At 67.9% G+C, this 21,446-nt stretch carries 24 protein-coding genes; 16 read left to right on the top strand and 8 right to left on the bottom strand.

Annotation, left to right across the window (positions count from 1 at the left end; all coding sequences use genetic code 11):
* Positions 1-9: 9 nt before the first annotated feature.
* From KIT53_RS03265 to KIT53_RS03280, 4 genes are read left to right on the top strand one after another with little or no spacing between them, the layout of a single operon-like run.
* The gene (locus KIT53_RS03265) at positions 10-1,533 is read left to right on the top strand and encodes a cobyric acid synthase (protein WP_297747570.1); all 1,524 of its coding nucleotides are present in this window, start codon (positions 10-12) and stop codon (positions 1,531-1,533) included.
* Entirely contained in the window at positions 1,530-2,570 is a 1,041-nt protein-coding gene (cobT, locus tag KIT53_RS03270) for a nicotinate-nucleotide--dimethylbenzimidazole phosphoribosyltransferase (protein ID WP_297747573.1), read from the top strand. Before KIT53_RS03265 ends, cobT begins: the two co-directional genes overlap by 4 nt.
* Positions 2,571-3,377, top strand: coding sequence for an adenosylcobinamide-GDP ribazoletransferase (locus tag KIT53_RS03275; RefSeq protein WP_297747576.1), 807 nt, complete (start codon positions 2,571-2,573; stop codon positions 3,375-3,377).
* On the top strand, positions 3,374-3,928 hold the full coding sequence (locus tag KIT53_RS03280; protein ID WP_297747579.1) for a histidine phosphatase family protein: 555 nt from the start codon (positions 3,374-3,376) through the stop codon (positions 3,926-3,928). Before KIT53_RS03275 ends, KIT53_RS03280 begins: the two co-directional genes overlap by 4 nt.
* Before the next feature lie 12 nt (positions 3,929-3,940).
* Here the strand turns inward: KIT53_RS03280 and nth are convergent, their stop codons facing one another.
* Positions 3,941-4,576, bottom strand: a complete 636-nt coding sequence (nth, locus tag KIT53_RS03285) for an endonuclease III (RefSeq protein ID WP_297747582.1) — start codon at positions 4,574-4,576, stop codon at positions 3,941-3,943.
* A gap of 96 nt (positions 4,577-4,672) precedes the next feature.
* On the opposite strand from nth, the gene KIT53_RS03290 reads away from it, so the two are divergent.
* Positions 4,673-5,863, top strand: a complete 1,191-nt coding sequence (locus KIT53_RS03290; RefSeq protein WP_297747980.1) for a PLP-dependent aminotransferase family protein — start codon at positions 4,673-4,675, stop codon at positions 5,861-5,863.
* Between the two features lie 11 nt (positions 5,864-5,874).
* Here the strand turns inward: KIT53_RS03290 and KIT53_RS03295 are convergent, their stop codons facing one another.
* The 3 genes from KIT53_RS03295 to KIT53_RS03305 are packed head-to-tail and all read right to left on the bottom strand — an operon-like array spanning position 5,875 to position 8,269.
* Positions 5,875-6,639 (bottom strand): SDR family NAD(P)-dependent oxidoreductase, encoded by a 765-nt coding sequence (locus KIT53_RS03295; protein ID WP_297747584.1) that lies wholly within the window; start codon positions 6,637-6,639, stop codon positions 5,875-5,877.
* Complete coding sequence (locus tag KIT53_RS03300; RefSeq protein ID WP_297747587.1) at positions 6,636-7,469, bottom strand: SDR family oxidoreductase; 834 nt, start codon at positions 7,467-7,469, stop codon at positions 6,636-6,638. The genes KIT53_RS03295 and KIT53_RS03300 overlap by 4 nt, the downstream gene beginning before the upstream one ends.
* 44 nt (positions 7,470-7,513) lie before the next feature.
* Positions 7,514-8,269, bottom strand: a complete 756-nt coding sequence (locus KIT53_RS03305) for an SDR family NAD(P)-dependent oxidoreductase (RefSeq protein WP_297747590.1) — start codon at positions 8,267-8,269, stop codon at positions 7,514-7,516.
* Between the two features lie 100 nt (positions 8,270-8,369).
* On the opposite strand from KIT53_RS03305, the gene KIT53_RS03310 reads away from it, so the two are divergent.
* A complete protein-coding gene (locus KIT53_RS03310; RefSeq protein ID WP_297747593.1) occupies positions 8,370-9,539 on the top strand; it encodes a thiolase domain-containing protein in 1,170 nt (389 codons plus the stop codon).
* A 3-nt stretch (positions 9,540-9,542) separates the two neighbouring features.
* The gene (locus KIT53_RS03315) at positions 9,543-9,944 is read left to right on the top strand and encodes a Zn-ribbon domain-containing OB-fold protein (protein WP_297747596.1); all 402 of its coding nucleotides are present in this window, start codon (positions 9,543-9,545) and stop codon (positions 9,942-9,944) included.
* Here KIT53_RS03315 and KIT53_RS03320 read toward each other — a convergent pair.
* Genes KIT53_RS03320 through KIT53_RS03330 form a run of 3 tightly spaced genes read right to left on the bottom strand, consistent with a single transcriptional unit; the run spans position 9,923 to position 11,945 of the window.
* On the bottom strand, positions 9,923-10,405 hold the full coding sequence (locus KIT53_RS03320) for a hypothetical protein (protein WP_297747599.1): 483 nt from the start codon (positions 10,403-10,405) through the stop codon (positions 9,923-9,925). The two genes, KIT53_RS03315 and KIT53_RS03320, sit on opposite strands and share 22 nt — an antisense overlap.
* Entirely contained in the window at positions 10,402-10,959 is a 558-nt protein-coding gene (locus KIT53_RS03325; protein ID WP_297747602.1) for a hypothetical protein, read from the bottom strand. The genes KIT53_RS03320 and KIT53_RS03325 overlap by 4 nt, the downstream gene beginning before the upstream one ends.
* Positions 10,959-11,945 carry a tripartite tricarboxylate transporter substrate binding protein gene (locus KIT53_RS03330; RefSeq protein WP_297747605.1) on the bottom strand — a complete coding sequence of 329 codons (987 nt, stop codon included), beginning with the start codon at positions 11,943-11,945 and terminating at the stop codon, positions 10,959-10,961. The genes KIT53_RS03325 and KIT53_RS03330 overlap by 1 nt, the downstream gene beginning before the upstream one ends.
* Before the next feature lie 152 nt (positions 11,946-12,097).
* On the opposite strand from KIT53_RS03330, the gene KIT53_RS03335 reads away from it, so the two are divergent.
* Positions 12,098-12,565 carry a MarR family winged helix-turn-helix transcriptional regulator gene (locus KIT53_RS03335; protein WP_297747609.1) on the top strand — a complete coding sequence of 156 codons (468 nt, stop codon included), beginning with the start codon at positions 12,098-12,100 and terminating at the stop codon, positions 12,563-12,565.
* Positions 12,566-12,570: 5 nt separating this feature from the next.
* Positions 12,571-13,404 carry an alpha/beta hydrolase gene (locus tag KIT53_RS03340; RefSeq protein ID WP_297747612.1) on the top strand — a complete coding sequence of 278 codons (834 nt, stop codon included), beginning with the start codon at positions 12,571-12,573 and terminating at the stop codon, positions 13,402-13,404.
* Here KIT53_RS03340 and KIT53_RS03345 read toward each other — a convergent pair.
* Positions 13,380-13,982 (bottom strand): 3'-5' exonuclease, encoded by a 603-nt coding sequence (locus KIT53_RS03345; protein WP_297747615.1) that lies wholly within the window; start codon positions 13,980-13,982, stop codon positions 13,380-13,382. The two genes, KIT53_RS03340 and KIT53_RS03345, sit on opposite strands and share 25 nt — an antisense overlap.
* Positions 13,983-14,039: 57 nt before the next feature.
* Here KIT53_RS03345 and uvrB point away from each other — a divergent pair, with 57 nt between their 5' ends.
* The 7 genes from uvrB to hscA all read left to right on the top strand — a co-directional run bounded on the left by uvrB (position 14,040) and on the right by hscA (position 21,434).
* On the top strand, positions 14,040-16,163 hold the full coding sequence (gene uvrB, locus KIT53_RS03350; protein WP_297747619.1) for an excinuclease ABC subunit UvrB: 2,124 nt from the start codon (positions 14,040-14,042) through the stop codon (positions 16,161-16,163).
* Between the two features lie 203 nt (positions 16,164-16,366).
* The gene (iscR, locus tag KIT53_RS03355) at positions 16,367-16,903 is read left to right on the top strand and encodes a Fe-S cluster assembly transcriptional regulator IscR (RefSeq protein ID WP_297747623.1); all 537 of its coding nucleotides are present in this window, start codon (positions 16,367-16,369) and stop codon (positions 16,901-16,903) included.
* A 63-nt stretch (positions 16,904-16,966) separates the two neighbouring features.
* Positions 16,967-18,184 (top strand): IscS subfamily cysteine desulfurase, encoded by a 1,218-nt coding sequence (locus tag KIT53_RS03360; RefSeq protein ID WP_297747626.1) that lies wholly within the window; start codon positions 16,967-16,969, stop codon positions 18,182-18,184.
* Between the two features lie 12 nt (positions 18,185-18,196).
* Positions 18,197-18,583, top strand: coding sequence for a Fe-S cluster assembly scaffold IscU (gene iscU / locus KIT53_RS03365; protein WP_297747629.1), 387 nt, complete (start codon positions 18,197-18,199; stop codon positions 18,581-18,583).
* 88 nt (positions 18,584-18,671) lie between these two features.
* Positions 18,672-18,995 (top strand): iron-sulfur cluster assembly protein IscA, encoded by a 324-nt coding sequence (gene iscA, locus KIT53_RS03370; protein WP_297747632.1) that lies wholly within the window; start codon positions 18,672-18,674, stop codon positions 18,993-18,995.
* Complete coding sequence (hscB, locus tag KIT53_RS03375) at positions 18,995-19,525, top strand: Fe-S protein assembly co-chaperone HscB (protein WP_297747635.1); 531 nt, start codon at positions 18,995-18,997, stop codon at positions 19,523-19,525. Before iscA ends, hscB begins: the two co-directional genes overlap by 1 nt.
* Before the next feature lie 34 nt (positions 19,526-19,559).
* Positions 19,560-21,434: a Fe-S protein assembly chaperone HscA gene (hscA, locus tag KIT53_RS03380; protein WP_297747638.1), complete on the top strand. Its 1,875-nt coding sequence runs from the start codon at positions 19,560-19,562 to the stop codon at positions 21,432-21,434.
* Positions 21,435-21,446 lie beyond the last annotated feature (12 nt).

Consider the following 21,446-nt stretch of genomic DNA (forward strand, 5'->3'; position numbering starts at 1 on the left):
GCTTGCTCCATGAGCGCGCGCTGCGTGATGGTGCTGGGCACCACCAGCGGCGCGGGCAAGAGCTGGCTGGCCACCGCGCTGTGCCGCTACTACGCGCGCCGGGGCCTGAAGGTGGCGGCGTTCAAGGCGCAGAACATGAGCAACAACGCCCGCGTGGTGGCAGGCGGTGAGATCGGCAGCGCCCAGTACTTCCAGGCCCTGGCCGCGCGCGCCGAGCCGGACGTGCGCATGAACCCGCTGCTGCTCAAGCCCGAGGCCGACACGCGCAGCCAGGTGGTGTTGATGGGGCAGGTGAGCGCGGCGCTGTCGGCCATGCCCTGGCGCGGGCGCAGCCTGAAGGTGTGGCCGCAGCTCGCGGCCGCGCTCGACGCGCTGCGCGCCGAGAACGACGTGGTGGTGATCGAGGGCGCGGGATCGCCGGCGGAGATCAATCTGCACGACTGCGACGTGGTGAACATGCGCGTGGCCCTGCATGCGCAGGCGCGCTGTCTGCTGGTGACCGACATCGACCGTGGCGGCGCCTTCGCCCATCTGTACGGCACCTGGGCGCTGCTGCCGCCCGAGGAGCGCGCGCTCATCCATGGTTTCGTGCTCAACCGTTTTCGAGGCGATGCCAGCCTGCTCGCGCCCGCACCGCAGCAACTGCAGGCGCTCACCGGCGTGCCCACCGTAGCCACGCTGCCGATGTGGCGGCAGCACGGCTTGCCGGAGGAGGATGGCGTGTTCGACATGGCCCCCACGCTGGGCGCCGGGCGTCCTGCGCCGTCTTCTGCGGAAACGGGTGCCGGCGAGGCTCGGCCCGGCGGCGAACCTGGGCACGCCCTGCGCACGATCGCCGTCGTGGCCTACCCGCGCATCAGCAACCTCGACGAGTTCCAGCCCCTGAAGAACGTGCCGGGCCTGCGCCTGGTCTGGGCGCGCACGCCGGCCGACTGCGTCGGCGCCGACGGGATCGTGCTGCCCGGGAGCAAGGCCACCGCAGCCGACCTGGCCTGGGTGCGCGCGCAGGGCCTGGACCGGGCCGTGGCCGCGCATGCGGCGCGTGGCGGTGCCGTGCTGGGCGTGTGCGGTGGCCTGCAGATGCTGGGCGAGGCGCTGATCGACCTCCATGGCATCGACGGCAACGCCCCCGGCCTGGGCCTGCTGCCGCTGGTGACGCAGTTCGAGAGCGAGAAGACGGTGCGGCACACGCAGGCGGCGTTCGGCACGCTGGCTGGCGCATGGTCCGCGCTTTCGGGCGTGGCCGTGGCCGGCTACGAGATCCATCATGGGCAGACCGCGCAGCACCCGGCCATGGCCGCCGCGGGCCATTTGGCGCAAGCGGCGCTGCCCGGTGGCCTGGGTTGGTGCAACGCGCAGGGCAACGTGCTCGGCATCTACTTGCACGGCCTGTTCGAGGACCCGCGTGTGCTGCACGCGCTGTTCGGTGTCAGCGCCCCCACGCTGGACACGGTGTTCGACGGCCTGGCCGACTTCATTCAGACCCACTTCGAGCCTGGCGTGCTCGACCGTCTCATCGCCCCCGCACCATGAACATTCCCGATCTTCACCAACCCGCGCTCGCCCAGGCGCTGCAACAGGCCCTGGACAACAAGACCAAACCCCTGGGCTCGCTGGGCCGCATCGAGGCGCTGGCCCTGCGCATCGGGCTCATCCTGGGCACCACCCAGCCTGTGCTGCGCGAGCCGCAGATGCTGGTCTGCGCCGCCGACCACGGCCTGGCCGCGCGCGGCGTGTCGGCCTACCCGAGCGACGTGACCTGGCAGATGGTGGAGAACTTCCTGGCCGGCGGCGCGGCGGTGAGCGTGCTCGCGCGCCAGCACGGCATTGGCCTGACGGTGGTGGACTGCGGCGTGAACCACGACTTCGCGCCGCGCCAGGGCCTGCGCGTGCGCAAGGTAGCTCATGGCACGGCCGATGCATTGACGGGACCGGCCATGGCCGCGGCCTCATGCGCGCAGGCGATTCACCACGGCCGGGAACTGGTGCGCGAGCTGCCGGGCAATGCGCTGCTGCTGGGTGAGATGGGCATTGGCAATACCTCGGCGGCGTCTTTGCTGCTGGCCCGACTGGCCGGCCTGGACGTGGCCGAAGTGACGGGCGCGGGCACCGGGCTCGACGCCGACGCGGTGCAGCGCAAGATCGGTGTGCTGCGCGAGGTGCTGGCCCGGCACGCGGGCGCCACCGCGCCGCTGGATGCGCTGGCGGCCTTGGGCGGCCTGGAGATTGCCACGCTGGTCGGCGCGGTGCAGCAGGCGGCGGTGGAGCGCCGGGTGATCGTGGTCGACGGCTTCATCGCCAGCGCGGCGGTGCTGGTCGCCGCGAAGCTGCAGCCGGCGGTGCTGCAGCGCTGTGTCTTTGCCCACCGCTCGGGTGAGCGTGGCCACGCCCTCATGCTGGCCCATCTCCGGGCCGAGCCCTTGCTGGACCTCGGCCTGCGCCTGGGGGAGGGCTCCGGCGCGGCGCTGGCCTGGCCGTTGCTGGTGAGCGCGTGCGCGCTGCTGCGGGAGATGGCGAGCTTTGAGTCCGCCGGCGTGTCGCGCAGCGACGGACAGACGACCGAGGCCTGAATGTTCGTGCGCCACTTTCTGCTGGCCCTGCAGTTCTTCACCCGCATACCGGTGACGGGCCGGCTCGCGGCGTGGGTCGGGTACAGCCCGGCGATGCTGCGCGCCAGCGCCGCGCACTTTCCCGGTGTGGGCTGGGTCGTGGGTCTCTTCACCGCCGCGCTGTTCCTGGGGATGCTGGTGGCGCTGCCGCCCGTGCCGGCCGCGCCCTGGGTGGCGGCTGTCGTCAGCACGGTGTTCGGCGTCCTGCTCACCGGGGCCTTCCATGAGGACGGGCTGGCCGACCTGGCCGATGGTCTGGGTGGCAGCCTGGAGCGCGAGCGCGCGCTGGACATCATGAAAGACTCGCGCATCGGCAGCTACGGCGCCATCGCGCTGGTGCTGGCGCTGCTGGCCAAGGTGGCGCTGCTGGCCTTGCTGGCCCAGGTGGATGCAGGTGTGGCGGTGCTCACGCTGTTCGCCGCCCATGTGAGTTCGCGTGCGGTGCCGCTGTTCGTCATCCGCGGCCTGCCGCATGTGGGCGACACGGTGCAGTCCAAGAGCAAGCCGCTGGCCGAGCGCATCACCACAGGCGCGCTGCTGGCCGGCCTGCTGTGGTGGGGCCTGGCGCTGGCCCTGGTGGTGGCGTGCGAACCCTCGGCTCCCTGGTGGGCCGGTGTGCTGGGTGCGTTGCTGGGCCTGGCCTGGCTGTGGCGGCTGCTGCGGCGCAGGCTGCAAGGCTTCACGGGCGACGGACTGGGCGCCACGCAGCAGGTGAGCGAGGTGCTGTTCTACCTGGGCATGGCGCTGGCGCTGGGTGGTGCGGCATGAAGCTCTGGCTGCTGCGGCATGCGCCCGTGTTGCTGCCCTCGGGCCTGTGCTACGGCGCCAGCGACGTGCCCGCCGACGCGCAGCGCACGCGCGATGCCGCGCGCGCCTTTGCGCAGCAGCCCGCGCCGGGCACGCCGGTGTGGGTGTCCGGCCTGCTGCGGGCCCAGCAACTGGCCGGCGCCTTGCAGGCCGAGCGGCCCGACCTGGGCGCGGCGCGCATCGACGTGCGCCTGAATGAGATGGACTTCGGTGACTGGGAGTTGAAGCCCTGGGAGCACATTCCCCGCGACGCCTTCGACGCCTGGATGGCGGACTTCGCGCACCACCGTTTCGGCGGCGCGGAAAGCACGCAGCAACTGCTCTACCGGGTGGCCGCCGCCATGGCCGACCTGCGACCCGCGAGCTCGCGCGAGGTGGTGTGGGTGACGCACGCGGGCGTCATCCGGGCGGTGAGCCACATCGTGCGCAGCGGCCGTCCGCTGGTGGGCTCGGTGGACGAGTGGCCGAAAGAGGCTCCGGAGCCCGGCGGCTGGACCTGCGTCTCGGTCTGACCCCGGCGCGGCTCAGGCGGTGGTCTTGGCCTTGAAATCGCAGTAGGCCGACACCTTGCACTGCGGGCACAGCGGCTTGCGTGCCTGGCACACGTAACGCCCGAGCAGGATCAGCCAATGGTGCGAATCGACCGCATACGCCGCGGGCACACGCTTCATGAGCTGTTGCTCCACCGCCAGCGGCGTCTTGCCCGGCGCCAGGCCGGTGCGGTTGCCGACGCGGAAGATGTGCGTGTCCACCGCCATGGTGGGTTCGCCGAAGGCCACGTTGAGCACCACGTTGGCTGTCTTGCGGCCCACGCCGGGCAGGGCTTCCAGTGCCTCGCGTGTGGCCGGTACCTCGCCGCCGTGGCGCTCCACCAGGATGCGGCAGGTTTCCATCAGGTGCCTGGCCTTGCTGCGGAACAGGCCAATGGTCTTGATGTAGCCCTCCAGGCGTTCGAGGCCCAGGTCCAGGATGGCCTGCGGCGTGTTGGCCACCGGGAACAGGCGGCGCGTGGCCTTGTTCACGCCCACGTCGGTCGCCTGGGCCGAGAGCAGCACGGCGGTGAGCAGCTCGAAGACGGTGGTGTACTCCAGTTCCGACTGCGGGCTGGGGTTGGCGGCCTTGAGGGTGGCAAAAAAGGCTTCGATCTGCGTGGGGCTCATCGGCAGGGAGTCTATCGAACGAATTGGCGACAATGCAGACCTTCCCTGGCATTTTCCGAACACGAACGAGAGAGCAGCGCCACCATGTCTTTCACCATTCCTTTCGCCGACCGGCTCAACAACGTCGAGACCTCGGCCATCCGCGAGCTCTTCAAGCTGCTGGGCAAGCCCGGCATCATCAGCTTTGCCGGCGGCTTCCCCGACAGCGCCATGTTCGACGTCGACGGCATTCGCGAAGCGGTGAACGCCGCGCTGGCCGAGGAGCCGGGCGGCGCCCTGCAGTACGGCGCTACCGAGGGTTACCAGCCGCTGCGCGAGCAGCTCGCCGCGTTCGCCGCCAGCAAGGGGGCCGGCGGCGTCGGCGCGAACGACCTGATCGTCACCACCGGCAGCCAGCAGGCGCTGGATCTGTTGGGCAAGACGCTGATTTCACCCGGTGACAAGGTGATCGTGGAGGGCCCGACCTTTCTCGCCACCATCCAGTGTTTCCGTCTCTACGGCGCGGAGCTCATCAGTGCGCCGGTGGACGGCGACGGCGTGAACGCGGACGAACTGGAGCAGCTCATCGCGCAGCACAAGCCCAAGTTCGTCTACCTGATTCCCACCTTCGGCAACCCCAGCGGCGGCTTGCTTACCCTGGAGCGCCGCCGGCGCGTGCTGGAGATGGCGGTGAAGCACGACACGCTGATCGTGGAGGACGACCCCTATGGCGACCTGTACTTCGGCGCCGCGCCACCGCCCAGCCTGCTGGCTCTCAGCGACTCCGTGCCCGGCAGCCGCGAGCGCCTGGTGCACTGCGGTTCGCTGAGCAAGGTGCTCAGCCCCGGCCTGCGCGTGGGCTGGATGGTGGGGCCGGCCGAACTGCTGGCCAAGGCCACCATGTGCAAACAGTTCAGCGACGCCCACACCAGCACCTTTGCACAAGCCACGGCCGCGCAGTACCTCAAGGCCGGGCGCATGCCGGCCACGCTGGCGCGCGTGCGCGCCGTGTACGCCGAACGCGCCACCACCATGGGCAACGCGCTGCGGCGCGAACTGGGCGACGCCATCGCCTTCGTGCAGCCGCAGGGCGGCCTGTTTGTCTGGGCACGGCTCACCGGCGCCGGCGGCAAGGTGGCCGATGGCGGCGAGTTCGCGCGGCGCGCCATCGACCAGGGCGTGGCCTTCGTGCCCGGCGCGCCCTTCTTTGCCCGCGACCCGGACCACGCCACCCTGCGCCTGTCGTTCGCGACCGTGGGCCTGGACAAGATCGAGGAAGGCATCGCGCGGCTGGCGCGTGCGCTCTGACCGCAGGGCGCTCAGGCCATGAACACGCCGCCGTTGACGTCCAGGCAGGCGCCGGTGAGGTAAGCCGCGCCGTCGGAGGCGAGGAACATCGCCACCGCCGCGATTTCCTCGGGCGTGCCGAAGCGGCCGGCGGGAATGGCCGCCGCCGCGCGCGCCTTCACCGCGTCGCTGGAGGTGTTGGACAACGGGGTATCGATGCGGCCCGGCGCGATCGCGTTGACCGTGATGCCCTCGCCCGCATACGTGCCGGCCAGATGGCGGGTGAGACCGATCAGGCCCGCCTTGGCCGCCGCGTAGTCGGCGCCAGCGAACGGCACGTAGGTGCGTCCGCCGCGCGAGGCGATGTTGATCACCCGCCCCCAGCCGCGTTCGCGCATCGCCGGGATCAGTTCGCGGCAGAGCAGGAAAGGGGCGGTGAGGTTGATGTGCAGGATGCGGTTCCAGTCCGCGCTGCTGACCTCGGTGGGTGGAATGGCTTCGCCGTTGCGCTTCTGCGAGTACCCGGCGCAATTGACCAGCACATCGCAGCCGCCGCCGAAGACGCGGCGCGTCTCTTCGGCCAGCGCCAGGGTCTGCGCTTCGCTGGCCAGGTCGGCCACGTGTGCGTGCACCGGGCATGCCGGGCTGGACAACTGCCGGGCCATGTCGGGCACGGTCGGCCTGCTGCCGCTGATCATTACGCGGTGGCCCTGGGCGATGAAGCCGCGTGCAATGGCCAGGCCGATGCCGGTGGCGCCGCCGGTGACCAGGACGGAGAGTGGGCGCTGCGGGCTCATGCGCGGGGCGGCCGTGCCGAGCTGGTGGCGTAGGTGGGGGAGCGTCCGGTGACGCCACCCTCGGCGAACAGGGTCTGCCCGTTCACGTGCGCGCTCATGGCGCTGGCCAGGAACAGGATCACCGAGGCGATCTGCGGTGGCGTGCCAACCTCGCCGAGCGGGTAGAGCGCCGCCGACTGGGCCAGCGTGTCGGCCGGGATGGTGGTGCTCACGCGCGGTGTGAGGACCAGGCCGGGCGCCACGGCGTTCACGCGCACCTTCATCGGCCCGAATTCGATGGCCGCCGCGTTCACCAGTTGCTGCAGCGCGGCCTTGCTGGCCGCGTACGGCGCGCGGTCGGAAGAGATCACCTTGCCGGAGGTGGAGCTCACGAAGACCATGGCGCCGCCGCCGGCCTGGCCGATCAGCGGGCCCATGATCTGCAGCGACAGGAAGGCGTGGCGCAGGCTCATGTCGAACTGCCAGTTCCAGTCCTCATCGGTGAAGTCCACCAGCGGCTTGACGCGCGGCATGCCCAGGATGTCCACCAGGCCGTCGAGCCGGCCGAAGCGCTGCATCACCTCGGCGGCGATGCGCTGCATGTCCTCGCGGTTGTTGGCGTCGCCCATCAGGGCGGTACCGCCCACTTCGCGGGCCACCGCTTCGGTGGGGCCGGCGCGGCGGCCCACGCAGACCACGCGTGCACCGGCCTGGCTCAAGGCGTGCGCGGTCTGCCGGCCAATGCCCTGGCCGGCGCCAAGCACCAGGAAGACACGCCCATCCAGCCGCCAGAGGCGGCTGTAGTCGGGCACGGGGGTCTGGTCGTCTCCAGGCGGCGGCGTGTGTGTCATGCGGTGTCGTTCCTTGTCGAGAGGGGTAAGGGTGAGAGCGGCGGTCAGGCCATGAAGCCGCCGCCGTTGACGTCGAGGCAGGCACCCGTGAGGTAGGCCGCGCCGTCGGACGCCAGGAAGACGATGGCCTGCGCGATTTCATCGGGCGTGCCGAAGCGGCCAGCGGGGATCTCCTGCATGGCCTTGGCCAGCACCTCGGCGCTGGAGGTGTTGGCCAGTGGCGTGTGCACGCGGCCGGGCGCGACCGCGTTGACCGTGATGCCGTCCGCCGCATAGGTGCCGGCCAGGTGGCGGGTGAGGCCGATCAGCCCCGCCTTGGACGCGGCGTAGTCGGAGCCCGCGCCCTTGGAGAAGGTGCGGCCCGCGCGCGAGGCAACGTTGACGATGCGGCCGAACTTGCGGCGCTGCATCGCGGGGATCAGTTCGCGGCAGAGCAGGAACGGTGCGGTGAGGTTGATGCGCAGCACGCGCTCCCAGTCCGCCGTGCGCACCTCTGTTGGCGGTATTGCCTTGCCATCGCGTTTCTGCGAGACGCCCGCGCAGTTGACCAGCACGTCGCAGCCGCCGAACAGGCGCATGGCCTCTGAAGCCAGGGCGAGCACCTGCGTTTCCTCGCCCATGTCGGCCTCGAAGGCATGTGCCGCCGCCTGCGGCGTGCCCAGGCTGCGCGCTACCTCGTGCACGGAGGGGCTGATGTCGGCCAGCAGCAGAGGGCAGCCCTGCGCGGCGAAGGCACGCGCGGTGGCCAGGCCGATGCCGCTGGCGCCGCCGGTGATGAGCACGGATCTCGCGGGAGGCACGTTCGGGTCTCCTTGGTGGGTGGATGGCGCATCATAGTCAATAGATGGACCAATGGACAATAATGCCATCTTCTCTCGCACCTCACTTTCGGACGGGAACATGACGATCAAGGGCAAGGCCTGCATCGCGGGCGCGTACGAGCACCCCACCCGGTTCGCGCCGGACAAGTCCATCGCGCAGATCCATGCCGAGTGCGCGCTCGGAGCGCTGCGCGACGCCGGGTTGAGCACACGCGACGTGGACGGCTATTTCTGTGCCGCCGACGCACCCGGCGCTTCCACGCTGTCCATGGCCGAGTACCTCAACCTGAAGCTGTCCTACCTCGATGGCACCGACCTGGGCGGCTGTTCGGCGATTGCCCAGGTGGGGCACGCAGCGGCGGCGATCGCCGAGGGCAAGTGCTCGGTGGCGCTGATCACGCTGGGTGGCAAGCCCAGGTCGCGGGGCCAGACCATAGGCACCAAGCCCCGCCCGCCTGATCCGGACAAGCCCGAGGCCACCTGGGACTACCCCTACCGCTGGAACATCACCGGCATCTACGGCAACATCGCCCAACGCCACATGCACGAGTACGGCACCACGTCCGAGCAGATGGCCTGGGTCAAGGTGGCGGCCTCGCAACATGCGCAGCACAACCCGAATGCATTGCTGCGCAAACAGGTGACGGTGCAGGACGTGCTCGATTCGCCCCTGATTGCCGACCCGATCCACCGGCTGGATTGCTGTGTCATCACCGATGGCGGCGGTGCGGTGGTGGTGGTCAAGCCCGAGATCGCACGCAGCCTGCGGCGCCCGGTGGTCCGGGTGCTGGGCAGCGGCGAGACACTCAAGACCAACCACGGCGGCTACATCGAACCCACCGTCACCGGCGCGGTGCGCAGCGGCGCGCAGGCCTTCGCCGAGGCCGGCGTGAGCGCGCAGGACATCCGCTACGCCTCCGTCTACGACAACTTCACCATCAGCGTGATCATGCAGCTCGAAGACCTGGGTTTCTGCGCCAAAGGGCAGGGCGGGCGCTTCGTGGCGGACGGCAATCTGATCGCCGGCGTGGGCAGACTGCCCATCAACACCGATGGCGGCGGCCTGTGCAACAACCACCCCTCCAACCGGGGCGGCATCACCAAGGTCATCGAGGCGGTGCGCCAACTGCGCGGCGAGGCGCACCCTGCGGTGCAGGTGCCGGACTGCCATCTCGCGCTTGCCTGCGGCCCGGGCATGATCCTGGGCGACGGTCACAACCATGCCACCTTGATCCTGGAGCGGGGATAAACCATGACCGACACGACCCACTTACAAGACCCGTTCGTCGAAGCCTTTCCCGAAAACGCGCCGTTCTGGGCGGCCGCCGAGCGCGGCGAGCTGTTGCTGCGCCATTGCGAGGATTGCGGCAGGCCGCACTGGTTTGCGCGGGTGGTCTGCCCGCTGTGCGGCAGCGACAGGCTGGCGTGGAAGACCGCGAGCGGCCGTGGCGAGATCCACAGCTTCAGCGTGGTGCGCCGTGCGGGCGATCCCTATGTGCTGGCCTACGTGCGGCTGGACGAAGGCCCGACCGTCATGACCAACATCGTGGACACGCCCTTCGAGTCGCTGCGCATCGGCCAGCGGGTGCACGCGGTGTTCCGCGCGGTGCCCGAGGGCCGCTCGATGCCGTTCTACGTGGCCGATGGTGCGTGAGCCCGTGAGCCAGGTGGATGGCGCAGCGGCAGCGAGGCAAGCACCCGGCCCGGTCCCACGGTGATGCCCTGTGCCGTCTCCGAGTGGATGCCGATGTCCAGCAGGCCCAGCCCGTCTTGCAGCCACTTGCGCGTTACCCGGGCACGCACGACCACCGTCTGGCCCGCTGTGTTGAAGGCTTTCATGCGAAAGCCTTGCAGGCTGTGCAGCCTGCAGGCCGGCCCCAGGTGGTCGCGCACGCAGCGCTCCCACATGCCTTGCAGGAAATAGGTGTTGGCGTACATGTCGGGTGCGCCGCTGGCACGGGCGAAATCCGCGTTGTGGTGGATGGAGTTGAAGTCGCGGTTGGCGCCCGCGGCCATCACCAGGCGCATCACGCTCAGAGGGTAGCTCGCGGGAGCCAGTACCTCGTCCTCGGCGAAGTCTTCCCAGCAGCGGTGTCCCAAGGGTACGCGGCTCACGTGCCGTCTCCCGTGAGCGGGTTGTAGCGGAAGAAGGTGGTGCGCAGCCGCGCCAGCAGCTCGCGCCGCTGGTTGATGATTTCGCTCTGCCAGCACACGAAGGCGCCACGCCCCACACGGGTCTGCCGGGGTTTGCAGCTCAGGAGCAGCGCGCCACGGCGGCAGAGACGGTCACCGACGCGGGCGACGCCGAGGTAGTCGGCGTCGGACTCCACCGCGAAGAAATGCGTGGTGGGCGGTTCCAGTCCGGTGAGCACGCCCGCGACATGCGTGATGCGGGGTTGCGCATCGCGCTGACCGCTCTGGAACAGCGGTGGATCGCCCGGTCGCCAGAGCAGCGGCAGCGCGAAGCTGGCCAGCGCGGTACTGGGCAGGATGGGCTCACCGTCCGGGCCGTCTGCCTGGGACATTTCCAGTGGCTCCAGGTAACGCCGCACGGCGCCCGCCTCGATCACCTCGCCCCAGAGTTCCGGGTCGGTGCCGGCGAAGTCGCGCCCCACCGCGGCCACCATCGGCCGCCAGAGTTCGGTCCAGTCCGCAACGCCCGTGGTCATCAGTCGATCTTGATCTGGTTGGCCTTCACCGCCTCGCGCCAGCGCTCGATGTCGGCGCGCAGGAAGGCGTCGAACTCCTCCGCGTTCAGCGGGGCCGGCGTGTAGCCGATGTCGTTGAGCTTGGCGCTGAGTTCCGGGCCGCGCACGATGCGCTGGACCTCCTGCGTGAGCCGGCTGGCGATGGGGCGGGGCAGGCCGGCGGGCGCCAGCACGCCGGTGAAGGCGCCCAGGTTCACGGCCGGGTAGCCCTGCTCGGCGAAGGTGGGCACATCGGGGAAACGCGGGTTGCGTGCCGCACCGGTGACGGCGACGATTTTCACGCGACCCGTGGGCACATGGGGCGACAGATCGCTGAGCGCGCCAAACGATGCGCTGACATGACCCGCAACCAGGTCTGCGGCCGCAGGGGCACCGCCGCGGTAGGCGATGTGCGGAATGTCCAGGCCAGCGGCTCGCTTGAGGATCTCGCCCATGACGTGACCCGAAGACCCCTGGCCATACGAGGCGTACGAGTAGCGCTGCGGCTCGGCCTTGGCGCGGCGCACCCAATCGGCCAGGCTGCTGGCGCCGCTGGAGGTGTTGATGGCAAAACCGATGGGCAGCGTGGCCACCATGGCCAGCGGAGCCAGCTCGCTGAAGGCATAAGGCTTCTGCGGCCGCAGGGCCTCGTTCTGCACCAGCGCGCCGTGGGTCATCAACAAGGTATAGCCATCGGGCGATGCCTTGGCCACCGTGCCCGTGGCCAGCATGCCGTTGGCACCACCCTGGGCTTCCACCACCACGGGCTGTCCCAGGGAAGCCTGCAGTTGCTGCGCCAGGATGCGCGCGATCTGGTCGGTCTGGCCGCCAGCCGCGCTGGTGACCATCAGCCGGATCGGTCGGCTGGGCCAGGTGTCACCCTGAGCGAGTGCGCCTGGCGGTGTGGCGATCACGGACGCGAGGACGGCAAGGCCGAGCAGGCTGCGGCGGCGCAAGGGCATGTTCATGTTGGTCTCCTGTTGGTGATTTCGCGCATTTATTTTGTGCACATAAGATTAATGTACATCAAAACCAAGGTGACACCATGCCGGTACACAGCCGCGGGGCGCACTTCTACAATGCGCCGATCTCTTCTCCCTTGGCTGTCTTCCCTGTCTCCATGAGCGTTTCCATCCAGAGCCTGACCCATGCCCCTGCACAACTGCTGCGCCGCGCGCACCAGTTGGCCACGGCGATTGCCCTGGAAGAACTGGCCGAGTTCAACCTCACGCCCATCCAGTTCGGCCTGCTGATCGTGCTCAACGAGCGGCCGGGCATTGATGCCAAGACCCTGTGCAGCACGCTCTCGCTGGACCGGGCCTCGCTCACCGGCGTGCTGGACCGCATGGAAGCCAGTGGCCTGGTGACGCGCGAGATGGACCCGAATGACCGCCGCGCGCGCGTGCTTGCACTCACGCCCAAGGGGCGCGATGTGTTCCGGCAGTCCAGTCGCAAGGGCGTGGGCACGCAGCTCACCATCCTGGATCCCCTGTCGCCCAAAGAGCAGGCCAGCTTCATGAAACTGCTGGCCAAGCTCGTGGAAGCCCAGACGCGGCGGCTTTCCCGGCCATCGTCCAGCGGGAGCTGAACGCCATGAGCGGACCTCTGCGCATCGATGGCATCGAGGTTCATGTGGACGGCCATGGGCCGCATACGGTGGTGATGCTGCAGGGCTGGCCCGACACTCCCGTGCTCTGGGACCGTTGCGTGCAGGCCCTGCAGGATGGCTACCGTTGCGTGCGCGTCTGCCTGCCAGGCTACGACCTCACCCAGCCGCCCAGACCGACCTCTGTGGCTAGCATCACAGCCTTCCTGCGACAGGTGGTCGACGCCGTGAGCCCCGACCAGCCCGTGACGCTGCTGCTGCACGACTGGGGCTGTTTCTTCGGCTACGAATTCGCCGCGCGCCATACCAGCCGTGTGGCGCGCGTGGTGGGCGTGGACATCGGCGACACCGGTTCGGGCGCCTACCTCAAAGCGCTGAGCCTCAAAGAGAAGCTGATGATCGCGTCCTACCAGCTGTGGCTCGCGCTGGCCTGGAAGCTGGGAGGCTGGGCGCCCGCCCTGGCCGACCGCATGACGCGCTTCATGGCGCGCAACATGGGATGCCGCAATCCACCAGAGCGCATTGGCTGGCAGATGAACTACCCCTACGCCATGGGATGGTTCGGCGCCTATGGTGGCCTGCGCGGCGTGGCGCGCATGGACCGGCTGCTGGGCCATCGATTGCCGGCGCTCTACATCTACGGCCGCCGCAAGCCCTTCATGTTCCACTCCGCACGCTGGTTGTCTCAATTGGCCGGCATGCCCGGTTGTGCGGTACAGCCCATGGACACCGGGCACTGGGTGATGCGCCAGAAGCCCGATGAGTTCAACGCCTGCGTGCGTGCCTGGCTGGACGCTCAGTCCAGCCCCAGTGCCTCGTAGATCCGCGCGGCAGCCCAGGCGTCGTTGGCGGCGTAGATGAGCTGGGCTTCGTTGAGGTGGGCGTTGGCCCAGTTGGATGTCGCGACTTTCTTGGACTTGATGAAGCGCCGCTCGAACAGCGCCGCCACCGCCGCCTTGACGCCCATGTCCTTGCGGTAGCCGAGCGCGCGCAGCACCGCGTTGAGTTCCAGCACGCACGCCGGCTCGATGGCCAGCTTGGCGACGATGCGGCGGGTGTCGTCGCCCAGGCCGAATCCGGCCTTGACGTGATGGTTGCTGGCCAGCAGCCCGGCCACCTGCTCGCGGCAGTCCGGGTCGTGCAGCTGGAACACCCAGGCGTGTTGCCGGGTGGCCAACTGCACGGTGTGAGGTCCGTCGGAGACCTCGTGCTTCTGGAAGGTGGGGCGTGACTCGGTGTCGAAACCCCAGGCCGGGTGGTCGACCAGCGCTGCGCAGGCTTCGCGGGCCTCGGCCGCAGAGCGCACCAGGGTGATCCGGTCGAGTCCCAGTCGCTCAAACGGTTCGAGCAGGGCGATGTCTTCCTTGGCGGGGCTTTCGCGGCGGGGCGGGGCACTCATGCGCCTCAGGATAACCGCTGGAGACTTCGGGCCACGGGCATCCGGCACAATGCCGGGATGCCTGTTTCGACCTTGCCTCCGACGCCGAAGGACCCTTTGCCCGACGCAGCGGGTGGAGATGCACCCGCCGAGGGTGAGTTCCTGCGATTTCCAGGCTCTCCCTTTGAGCTTTTCCTGCCGTATCCCCCCGCTGGCGACCAACCGGAGGCCATTCGGCAACTCGTCGAAGGCGTGAACGACGGCGAGGTGTTCCAGACACTGCTGGGCGTGACCGGTTCGGGCAAGACCTTCACCATGGCCAACGTCATCGCGCGCTGCGGCCGTCCCGCCATCGTGTTCGCGCCCAACAAGACGCTGGCCGCCCAGCTCTACAGCGAGTTCCGCGAGTTCTTTCCGCGCAACGCGGTCGAGTATTTCGTCAGTTACTACGACTACTACCAGCCCGAGGCCTATGTGCCGCAGCGCGACCTTTTCATCGAGAAGGACAGCGCCATCAACGAGCACATTGAGCAGATGCGCCTCTCGTGCACCAAGAGCATCCTGGAGCGGCGCGACGTGGTGATCGTCGCCACCGTCTCGGCGATCTACGGTATCGGCAAACCCGAGAGCTACCACCAGATGGTGATGACGCTGCGCACCGGCGACAAGATCGGCCAGCGCGACCTCATCGCCCAGTTGGTGCGCATGCAGTACGCCCGCAACGAGCAGGACTTCTCGCGTGGCAAGTTCCGGGTGCGCGGCGACACCATCGATGTGTTTCCCGCCGAGCATTCGGAAATGGCGATCCGCATCGAGTTGTTCGACGACGAAGTCGAAAGCCTGCAGCTCTTCGATCCGCTCACCGGCCGTGTGCGGCAGAAGATCCCCCGCTTCACCGTCTACCCCAGCAGCCACTACGTGACGCCGCGCGACCAGGTGCTGCGTGCGGTCGATGCGATCAAGGAAGAACTCACGGGCCGCGTCAAGGAACTCGTGGACGCCGGCAAGCTGGTGGAGGCGCAGCGGCTGGAGCAGCGCACCCGTTTCGACATCGAGATGCTCAGCGAGGTGGGGCATTGCAAGGGCATCGAGAACTACTCGCGCCACCTGGCCGGCACCGCGCCCGGCGAACCCCCCTCGACCTTGACCGACTACCTGCCGCGCGACGCGCTCATGTTCCTGGACGAAAGTCACGTGCTCATGGGCCAGTTTGGCGGCATGTACAACGGCGACCGCGCTCGCAAGACCACGCTGGTGGAGTACGGCTTTCGCCTGCCCAGTGCGCTGGACAACCGGCCCCTGAAGCTGGAAGAGTTCGAGCAACGCATGCGCCAGGTGGTGTTTGTTTCCGCCACCCCGGCGGACTACGAGAAAACCCATGCCGGCCAGGTGGTGGAGCAGGTGGTCCGCCCCACCGGCCTGGTGGATCCGGAGCTGGAGGTCCGCCCCGCCACCCACCAGGTGGACGACGTGCTGCAGGAGATCCGCCTGCGCGTGGAGCGCCGCGAGCGGGTGCTCATCACCACGCTGACCAAGCGCATGGCCGAACAGCTCACGGACTACCTGACGGAAAACGGCGTCAAGGTGCGTTATCTGCACAGCGACGTGGACACCGTCGAGCGTGTCGAGATCATCCGGGACCTGCGCCTGGGCGCCTTCGATGTGCTGGTGGGCATCAACCTGCTGCGCGAAGGCCTCGACATCCCGGAAGTTTCGCTGGTGGCGATCCTCGATGCCGACAAGGAGGGTTTCCTGCGCTCCGAACGCAGTCTGATCCAGACCATAGGCCGGGCGGCGCGCAACCTCAACGGCCGTGCCATCCTGTACGCCGACCATGTCACCGACTCCATGAAGCGGGCCATGGACGAGACCAACCGCCGCCGTGCCAAGCAAATGGCGCACAACCAGGCCATGGGCATCGAGCCGCGCAGCGTCAACAAGCGCATCAAGGACCTCATTGATGGCGTCTACAGCGAGAAGGCCGGCAGGGAAGCCGATCGCCTGGCCGCGGAGAGCGCCCAGCGCGCCAGCATCGACGAGATGAGCGAGAAGGACGTGGCGCGCGAGATCAAGCGGCTGGAAAAGCTCATGCTGGAGCACGCACGCAACCTGGAGTTCGAGCAAGCCGCTGGCGTACGCGACCAGTTGGCGCGCCTCAAGGCGCAGGTGTTTGGCGCCCCGGGCACCGACCACCTGGCCTGAGCCGGGCGGGGTAGGCATACCCCGGCACGGTTAAAATGCCGAGCAGAACACTGGGGTTTACGCTATACTCGACGAAAACAGTCGGGAAAGCCTTCGTTCAACAGACCCCAAGGGTCGGGGCGGGTGGAGAAGGGGCCCGGTCGGCGTCAGCCGATCTGGAGCCGTACCACGACGGTCAAGCCAACGCATCAAGGAGCTTGAATATGCGCCTCACGACCAAAGGCCGCTTTGCGGTCACTGCCATGATTGACCTGGCCCTTCGCCAGAACAACGGACCCGTGACGCTGGCGGCTATCAGCCAGCGTCAGCAGATTTCTCTTTCCTATCTGGAGCAGCTGTTCGGCAAGCTGCGCCGGCATGAGCTGGTGGAGTCCACCCGCGGGCCGGGCGGCGGCTACACGCTGGGCCGCAAGGCGGCGGACATCACCGTGGCCGACATCATCGTCTCCGTGGATGAGCCGATCGATGCCACGCAGTGCGGCGGCAAGGAGAACTGCCTGGGTGAAGGCCATCGCTGCATGACGCACGAGCTCTGGGCGGCGCTCAACGCCAAGATGGTCGATTTCCTCGACTCGGTATCGCTGCAGTCGCTGGTGGACGACCAACTCGCCAAGGGCGTGGTGGTCGAGAACGCGCCCATGATCAAGCGGGCCATTTCCAGCGCGCCGGTGGTCAAGCCCATTCGTGTGAACGCGCCCAATTCGGTGTTCGCGCTCGGTGGGGCTGTCCAGACGAAGTGAGGCCCCGGGCCTCGAACCAGCGACAGCCTTTTTCTCGTACGACACCCATTCCCGGAACGACCCATGAGCACTCCTCACTTTCCCATCTACATGGACTACAGCGCCACCAACCCCTGCGATCCGCGGGTGGTGGATGCCATGATCCCCTGGCTGCGTGAGCATTTCGGCAACCCGGCTTCACGCAGCCATGCCTGGGGCTGGGAGGCCGAGAAGGCTGTGGAGACGGCACGCGAGCAGGTGGCGGCGTTGATTGGCGCCGACCCGCGCGAGATCGTCTGGACCAGCGGGGCCACCGAGTCCAACAACCTGGCTCTCAAGGGCGCGGCCCATTTCTACAAGACCAAGGGCAAGCACCTCATCACCGTCAAGACCGAGCACAAGGCGGTGCTGGACACCTGCCGTGAGCTCGAACGCCAGGGCTTCGAGGTGACCTACCTGGACGTGAAGTCCGACGGTCTGGTCGACCTGGACGTCTTCAAGGCCGCGATCCGGCCCGACACCATCCTGGCCTCGGTCATGTTCGTGAACAACGAGATCGGCGTGGTGCAGGACATTGCGGCCATCGGCGCGATCTGCCGGGAAAAGGGTGTGATCTTCCATGTCGATGCCGCGCAGGCCACGGGCCGTGTGGATATCGATCTGCAGTCCCTGCCGGTGGACCTGATGAGCCTGACGGCGCACAAGACCTATGGCCCCAAGGGCATTGGCGCGCTGTTCGTGCGCCGCAAGCCGCGTGTGCGCATCGAGGCCCAGATGCACGGTGGCGGCCATGAGCGCGGCATGCGCTCAGGCACGCTGCCTACCCACCAGATCGTGGGCATGGGTGAGGCCTACCGCATTGCCAAGGCCGAGATGCACGAGGAGAACCGCCGCATCCGCGCACTGCACGACCGCCTGGTGGCCGGTCTCAAGGGTATCGAGGAGGTCTTCATCAACGGCCATGAGACCCAGCGCGTGCCGCACAACCTCAACATGAGCTTCAACTTCGTCGAGGGCGAGTCGCTGATCATGGGCATCAAGGGCCTGGCGGTGTCTTCGGGTTCGGCCTGCACCTCGGCCAGCCTGGAGCCCAGCTACGTGCTGCGCGCCCTGGGCCGCAGCGACGAACTGGCGCACAGCAGCCTGCGCATGACCATCGGCCGCTGGACGACCGAGGAAGAGATTGATTACGCGATCGGCGCCATCAAGGAAAACGTGGCCAAGCTGCGTGAGCTTTCCCCTCTGTGGGAAATGTTCAAGGATGGCATTGACCTGTCCACCATCCAGTGGACGGCGCATTGAAGGAGAAACACCATGGCTTATTCAGAAAAAGTTGTCGACCACTACGAAAACCCGCGCAATGTCGGTTCCTTTGACAAGGGCGATGAGACCGTGGGCACCGGCATGGTCGGAGCACCGGCCTGTGGTGACGTGATGAAGCTGCAGATCAAGGTCAACCCGACCACCGGGGTGATCGAGGACGCACGCTTCAAGACCTATGGTTGCGGTTCGGCCATTGCCTCGTCGTCGCTGGTGACCGAATGGGTCAAGGGCAAGACGCTGGACGAGGCCGCTGCGCTCAAGAACAGCCAGATCGCGGAGGAGCTGGCGCTGCCGCCGGTGAAGATCCACTGCTCCATCCTGGCCGAGGACGCCATCAAGGCGGCCGTCGACGACTACCGCAAGAAACACGTCAACTGAGAGGTTGGGCGTGGGGTGTTGAGCATTGAGCGGGGAGCAGACAGCCATCCCGCTCTCTCAACGCCAGACGCTCAAGCTTGAGTCCAACATGTCTATTTCCATCACCGAAGCCGCCGCGCGGCATGTCAACCGCTACCTTGCCAAGCGTGGCAAGGGAGTGGGGGTGCGCCTGGGCGTCAAGACCACCGGCTGTTCCGGCATGGCCTACAAGTTGGAGTATGCCGACGAGATCGCGCCGGAGGACATCGTGTTCGAGGACAACGGCGTGAAGGTGCTCGTGGATCCCAAGAGCCTGGCCTACATCGACGGAACCCAGCTCGACTTCGTGCGTGAAGGCCTCAACGAGGGTTTCCGCTTCAACAACCCGAACGAACGCGACCGTTGCGGTTGCGGTGAGAGCTTCCGGGTCTGATGCCCGTGCAACCGACCCTGCAATCGAACGACTTCGAGATCTTCGGCCTCTCGCCCCGTTTCGCGTTGGCGCGCGATGCACTCGATGCGCGCTGGAAGGACCTGCAGCGCGAAGCCCATCCTGACCGTTTCGCCACCGCGGGCGCGCAGGCCCAGCGCGAAGCCATGCAGTGGTCGGTTCGCATCAACGAGGCCTACCAGCGCCTGAAGGACCCGCTCAAGCGCGCCGCCTATCTGTGCGAGTTGCATGGCGCCCCTGTGCGCGCGGAGGACAACACGGCGATGCCGCCGGCGTTTCTCATGCAGCAGATGCAGTGGCGCGAGGACCTGGAGGATGCCACGACGCCCGATGCGTTGGAGCGCATGGCGGATGAAGTGGCTGGTGCGCGCCGCACGATGCTCGAAGAACTGCGCATGACCGCTGACGAGCAGCAGGACTGGCCTGCACTGGCGCGGCAGGTGAGAGCCCTCATGTTCGTTGAGCGCTTTGCGCGCGATGTGGAGGCCAGGATCGATCTGCTGGGACAATAGCGGGTTTTCTTGATCCGAACCCGACCCCTTCGACATGGCGCTTCTGCAGATATCCGAACCCGGCCAATCGCTCGACCCGCACCAGCGCCGTGTGGCCGTGGGCATTGACCTGGGTACCACCCACTCACTGGTGGCTTCGGTTCGCCATGGTGTGGCCGAGTGTCTGCCCGCCGCCGATGGCCGTGTGATCCTGCCCAGCGTGGTGCGCTACCTCGACCCCGCTCAAGGTGGCGCAGGTCGCCAGATCGGCCACGAGGCCCAGGCAGCGCAGGTGCAGGACCCCGCCAACACGGTGAGTTCGGTCAAACGCCTCATGGGCCGCAGCCGGGCCCAGGTGAGCGATGTGGACAGGCTGCCCTACACCGTGCTCGATCGGGACGGCATGGCCGTGGTGCAGACCGTGGCCGGAACCAAGACCCCTATGGAGGTGAGCGCGGAGATCCTCGCCACGCTGCGCTACCGTGCCGAAGACAGTTTTGACGACGACCTCTACGGCGCGGTCATCACCGTGCCCGCCTATTTCGATGACGCTCAGCGGCAGGCCACCAAGGATGCCGCCCAACTGGCGGGCATCAACGTACTGCGGCTGATCAACGAACCCACGGCCGCCGCCATTGCCTACGGGCTGGACAACGCCGCCGAAGGCATTTATGCCATCTACGATCTGGGCGGCGGCACTTTCGACATCTCCATCCTCCAGCTCACGCGGGGCGTGTTCGAGGTGATGGCCACTGGCGGCGACTCGGCTCTGGGCGGCGACGACTATGACCAGGCACTGGCCGCCTGGGTGCTGCGGCAACAGGGGCTGGACCCTGCAGTTCCCGATGCCAGCGAGCGCGCCGCGCTGCAGGCCGAGGCACGGCGCGTCAAGGAAGCCCTGTCGAACGCGCCCGCCGAGAATTTCCGTGTTGCCGTGGCGGGGCGCACAGTGGCGCAGGCTGTCACGCAGGCCGACTTCGAGGCCTGTACCGCCGCGCTGACCGCACGCACCATGGCGGCGGTGCGCAAGGTGCTGCGTGATGCCGGCATCGGGCGCGAGGAGGTGCAGGGCGTGGTCATGGTGGGTGGGTCTACGCGCATGCCGGTGATCCGCCGCACCGTTGGCGAGTTCTTCGGACGCGAGCCGTTGGTCAACCTCAATCCCGACGAGGTCGTCGCTCTGGGGGCGGCCATCCAGGCCAATGCGCTGGCTGGCAATACGCGGGACGGCGACCTGCTGCTGCTCGATGTGATTCCGCTTTCGCTCGGGCTGGAGACCATGGGCGGTCTGGTTGAGCGCATCGTGCCGCGCAACAGCGCCATTCCCACCGCGCGTGCGCAGGACTTCACCACCTACCAGGACGGCCAGACCGCGCTGGCGCTGCACGTCGTGCAGGGCGAGCGTGATCTCGTCGCGGATTGCCGAAGTCTGGCGCGCTTCGAACTGCGTGGCATCCCTCCCATGGTGGCGGGCGCGGCGCGCATCCGGGTGACCTTCACCGTGGATGCCGATGGCCTGCTTTCGGTCAGCGCCCGCGAACTCACCAGTGGCGTCGAAGCCGCCGTTGACGTCAAGCCTGCCTACGGACTGAGCGACGAACAGATCGCCGCCATGCTGCAGGACAGTTTCGCCACCGCGCAACAGGACATTCGCGCCCGGGCTCTCGTGGAAGCGCGGGTGGATGCCGAGCGCATGATCTCTGCCACGCGCACGGCGCTCACGGCGGACGCCGATCTGCTGTCGGGAGACGAGCGCGAACACATCGAGGCCTTGATGGCTGAGCTGGCCACGGCCGCAGCGAGTGACGATGCTGCCGCCATCGAGGCTGCGACCCAGGCGTTGGCCAAGGGCACCGAAGCGTTTGCGGCGCTGCGCATGAACCGCGGTATCCAGCAGGCGCTGGCTGGCAAGAAGGTTGAAGAAGTCTGAACGCGACACCCC

Origin of the sequence: Hydrogenophaga sp., from assembly GCF_026125785.1 — a bacterium.
Classification (GTDB): domain Bacteria; phylum Pseudomonadota; class Gammaproteobacteria; order Burkholderiales; family Burkholderiaceae_C; genus Hydrogenophaga.

Coding starts and splice junctions, on each gene's coding strand:
- KIT53_RS03265 (WP_297747570.1), top strand. CDS start 10: ATGAGCGCGCGCTGCGTGATGGTGCTGGGCACCACCAGCGGCGCGGGC.
- cobT (WP_297747573.1), top strand. CDS start 1,530: ATGAACATTCCCGATCTTCACCAACCCGCGCTCGCCCAGGCGCTGCAA.
- KIT53_RS03275 (WP_297747576.1), top strand. CDS start 2,571: ATGTTCGTGCGCCACTTTCTGCTGGCCCTGCAGTTCTTCACCCGCATA.
- KIT53_RS03280 (WP_297747579.1), top strand. CDS start 3,374: ATGAAGCTCTGGCTGCTGCGGCATGCGCCCGTGTTGCTGCCCTCGGGC.
- nth (WP_297747582.1), bottom strand. CDS start 4,576: ATGAGCCCCACGCAGATCGAAGCCTTTTTTGCCACCCTCAAGGCCGCC.
- KIT53_RS03295 (WP_297747584.1), bottom strand. CDS start 6,639: ATGAGCCCGCAGCGCCCACTCTCCGTCCTGGTCACCGGCGGCGCCACC.
- KIT53_RS03300 (WP_297747587.1), bottom strand. CDS start 7,469: ATGACACACACGCCGCCGCCTGGAGACGACCAGACCCCCGTGCCCGAC.
- KIT53_RS03310 (WP_297747593.1), top strand. CDS start 8,370: ATGACGATCAAGGGCAAGGCCTGCATCGCGGGCGCGTACGAGCACCCC.
- KIT53_RS03315 (WP_297747596.1), top strand. CDS start 9,543: ATGACCGACACGACCCACTTACAAGACCCGTTCGTCGAAGCCTTTCCC.
- KIT53_RS03325 (WP_297747602.1), bottom strand. CDS start 10,959: ATGACCACGGGCGTTGCGGACTGGACCGAACTCTGGCGGCCGATGGTG.
- KIT53_RS03330 (WP_297747605.1), bottom strand. CDS start 11,945: ATGAACATGCCCTTGCGCCGCCGCAGCCTGCTCGGCCTTGCCGTCCTC.
- KIT53_RS03335 (WP_297747609.1), top strand. CDS start 12,098: ATGAGCGTTTCCATCCAGAGCCTGACCCATGCCCCTGCACAACTGCTG.
- KIT53_RS03340 (WP_297747612.1), top strand. CDS start 12,571: ATGAGCGGACCTCTGCGCATCGATGGCATCGAGGTTCATGTGGACGGC.
- KIT53_RS03345 (WP_297747615.1), bottom strand. CDS start 13,982: ATGAGTGCCCCGCCCCGCCGCGAAAGCCCCGCCAAGGAAGACATCGCC.
- uvrB (WP_297747619.1), top strand. CDS start 14,040: ATGCCTGTTTCGACCTTGCCTCCGACGCCGAAGGACCCTTTGCCCGAC.
- iscR (WP_297747623.1), top strand. CDS start 16,367: ATGCGCCTCACGACCAAAGGCCGCTTTGCGGTCACTGCCATGATTGAC.
- KIT53_RS03360 (WP_297747626.1), top strand. CDS start 16,967: ATGAGCACTCCTCACTTTCCCATCTACATGGACTACAGCGCCACCAAC.
- iscU (WP_297747629.1), top strand. CDS start 18,197: ATGGCTTATTCAGAAAAAGTTGTCGACCACTACGAAAACCCGCGCAAT.
- iscA (WP_297747632.1), top strand. CDS start 18,672: ATGTCTATTTCCATCACCGAAGCCGCCGCGCGGCATGTCAACCGCTAC.
- hscB (WP_297747635.1), top strand. CDS start 18,995: ATGCCCGTGCAACCGACCCTGCAATCGAACGACTTCGAGATCTTCGGC.
- hscA (WP_297747638.1), top strand. CDS start 19,560: ATGGCGCTTCTGCAGATATCCGAACCCGGCCAATCGCTCGACCCGCAC.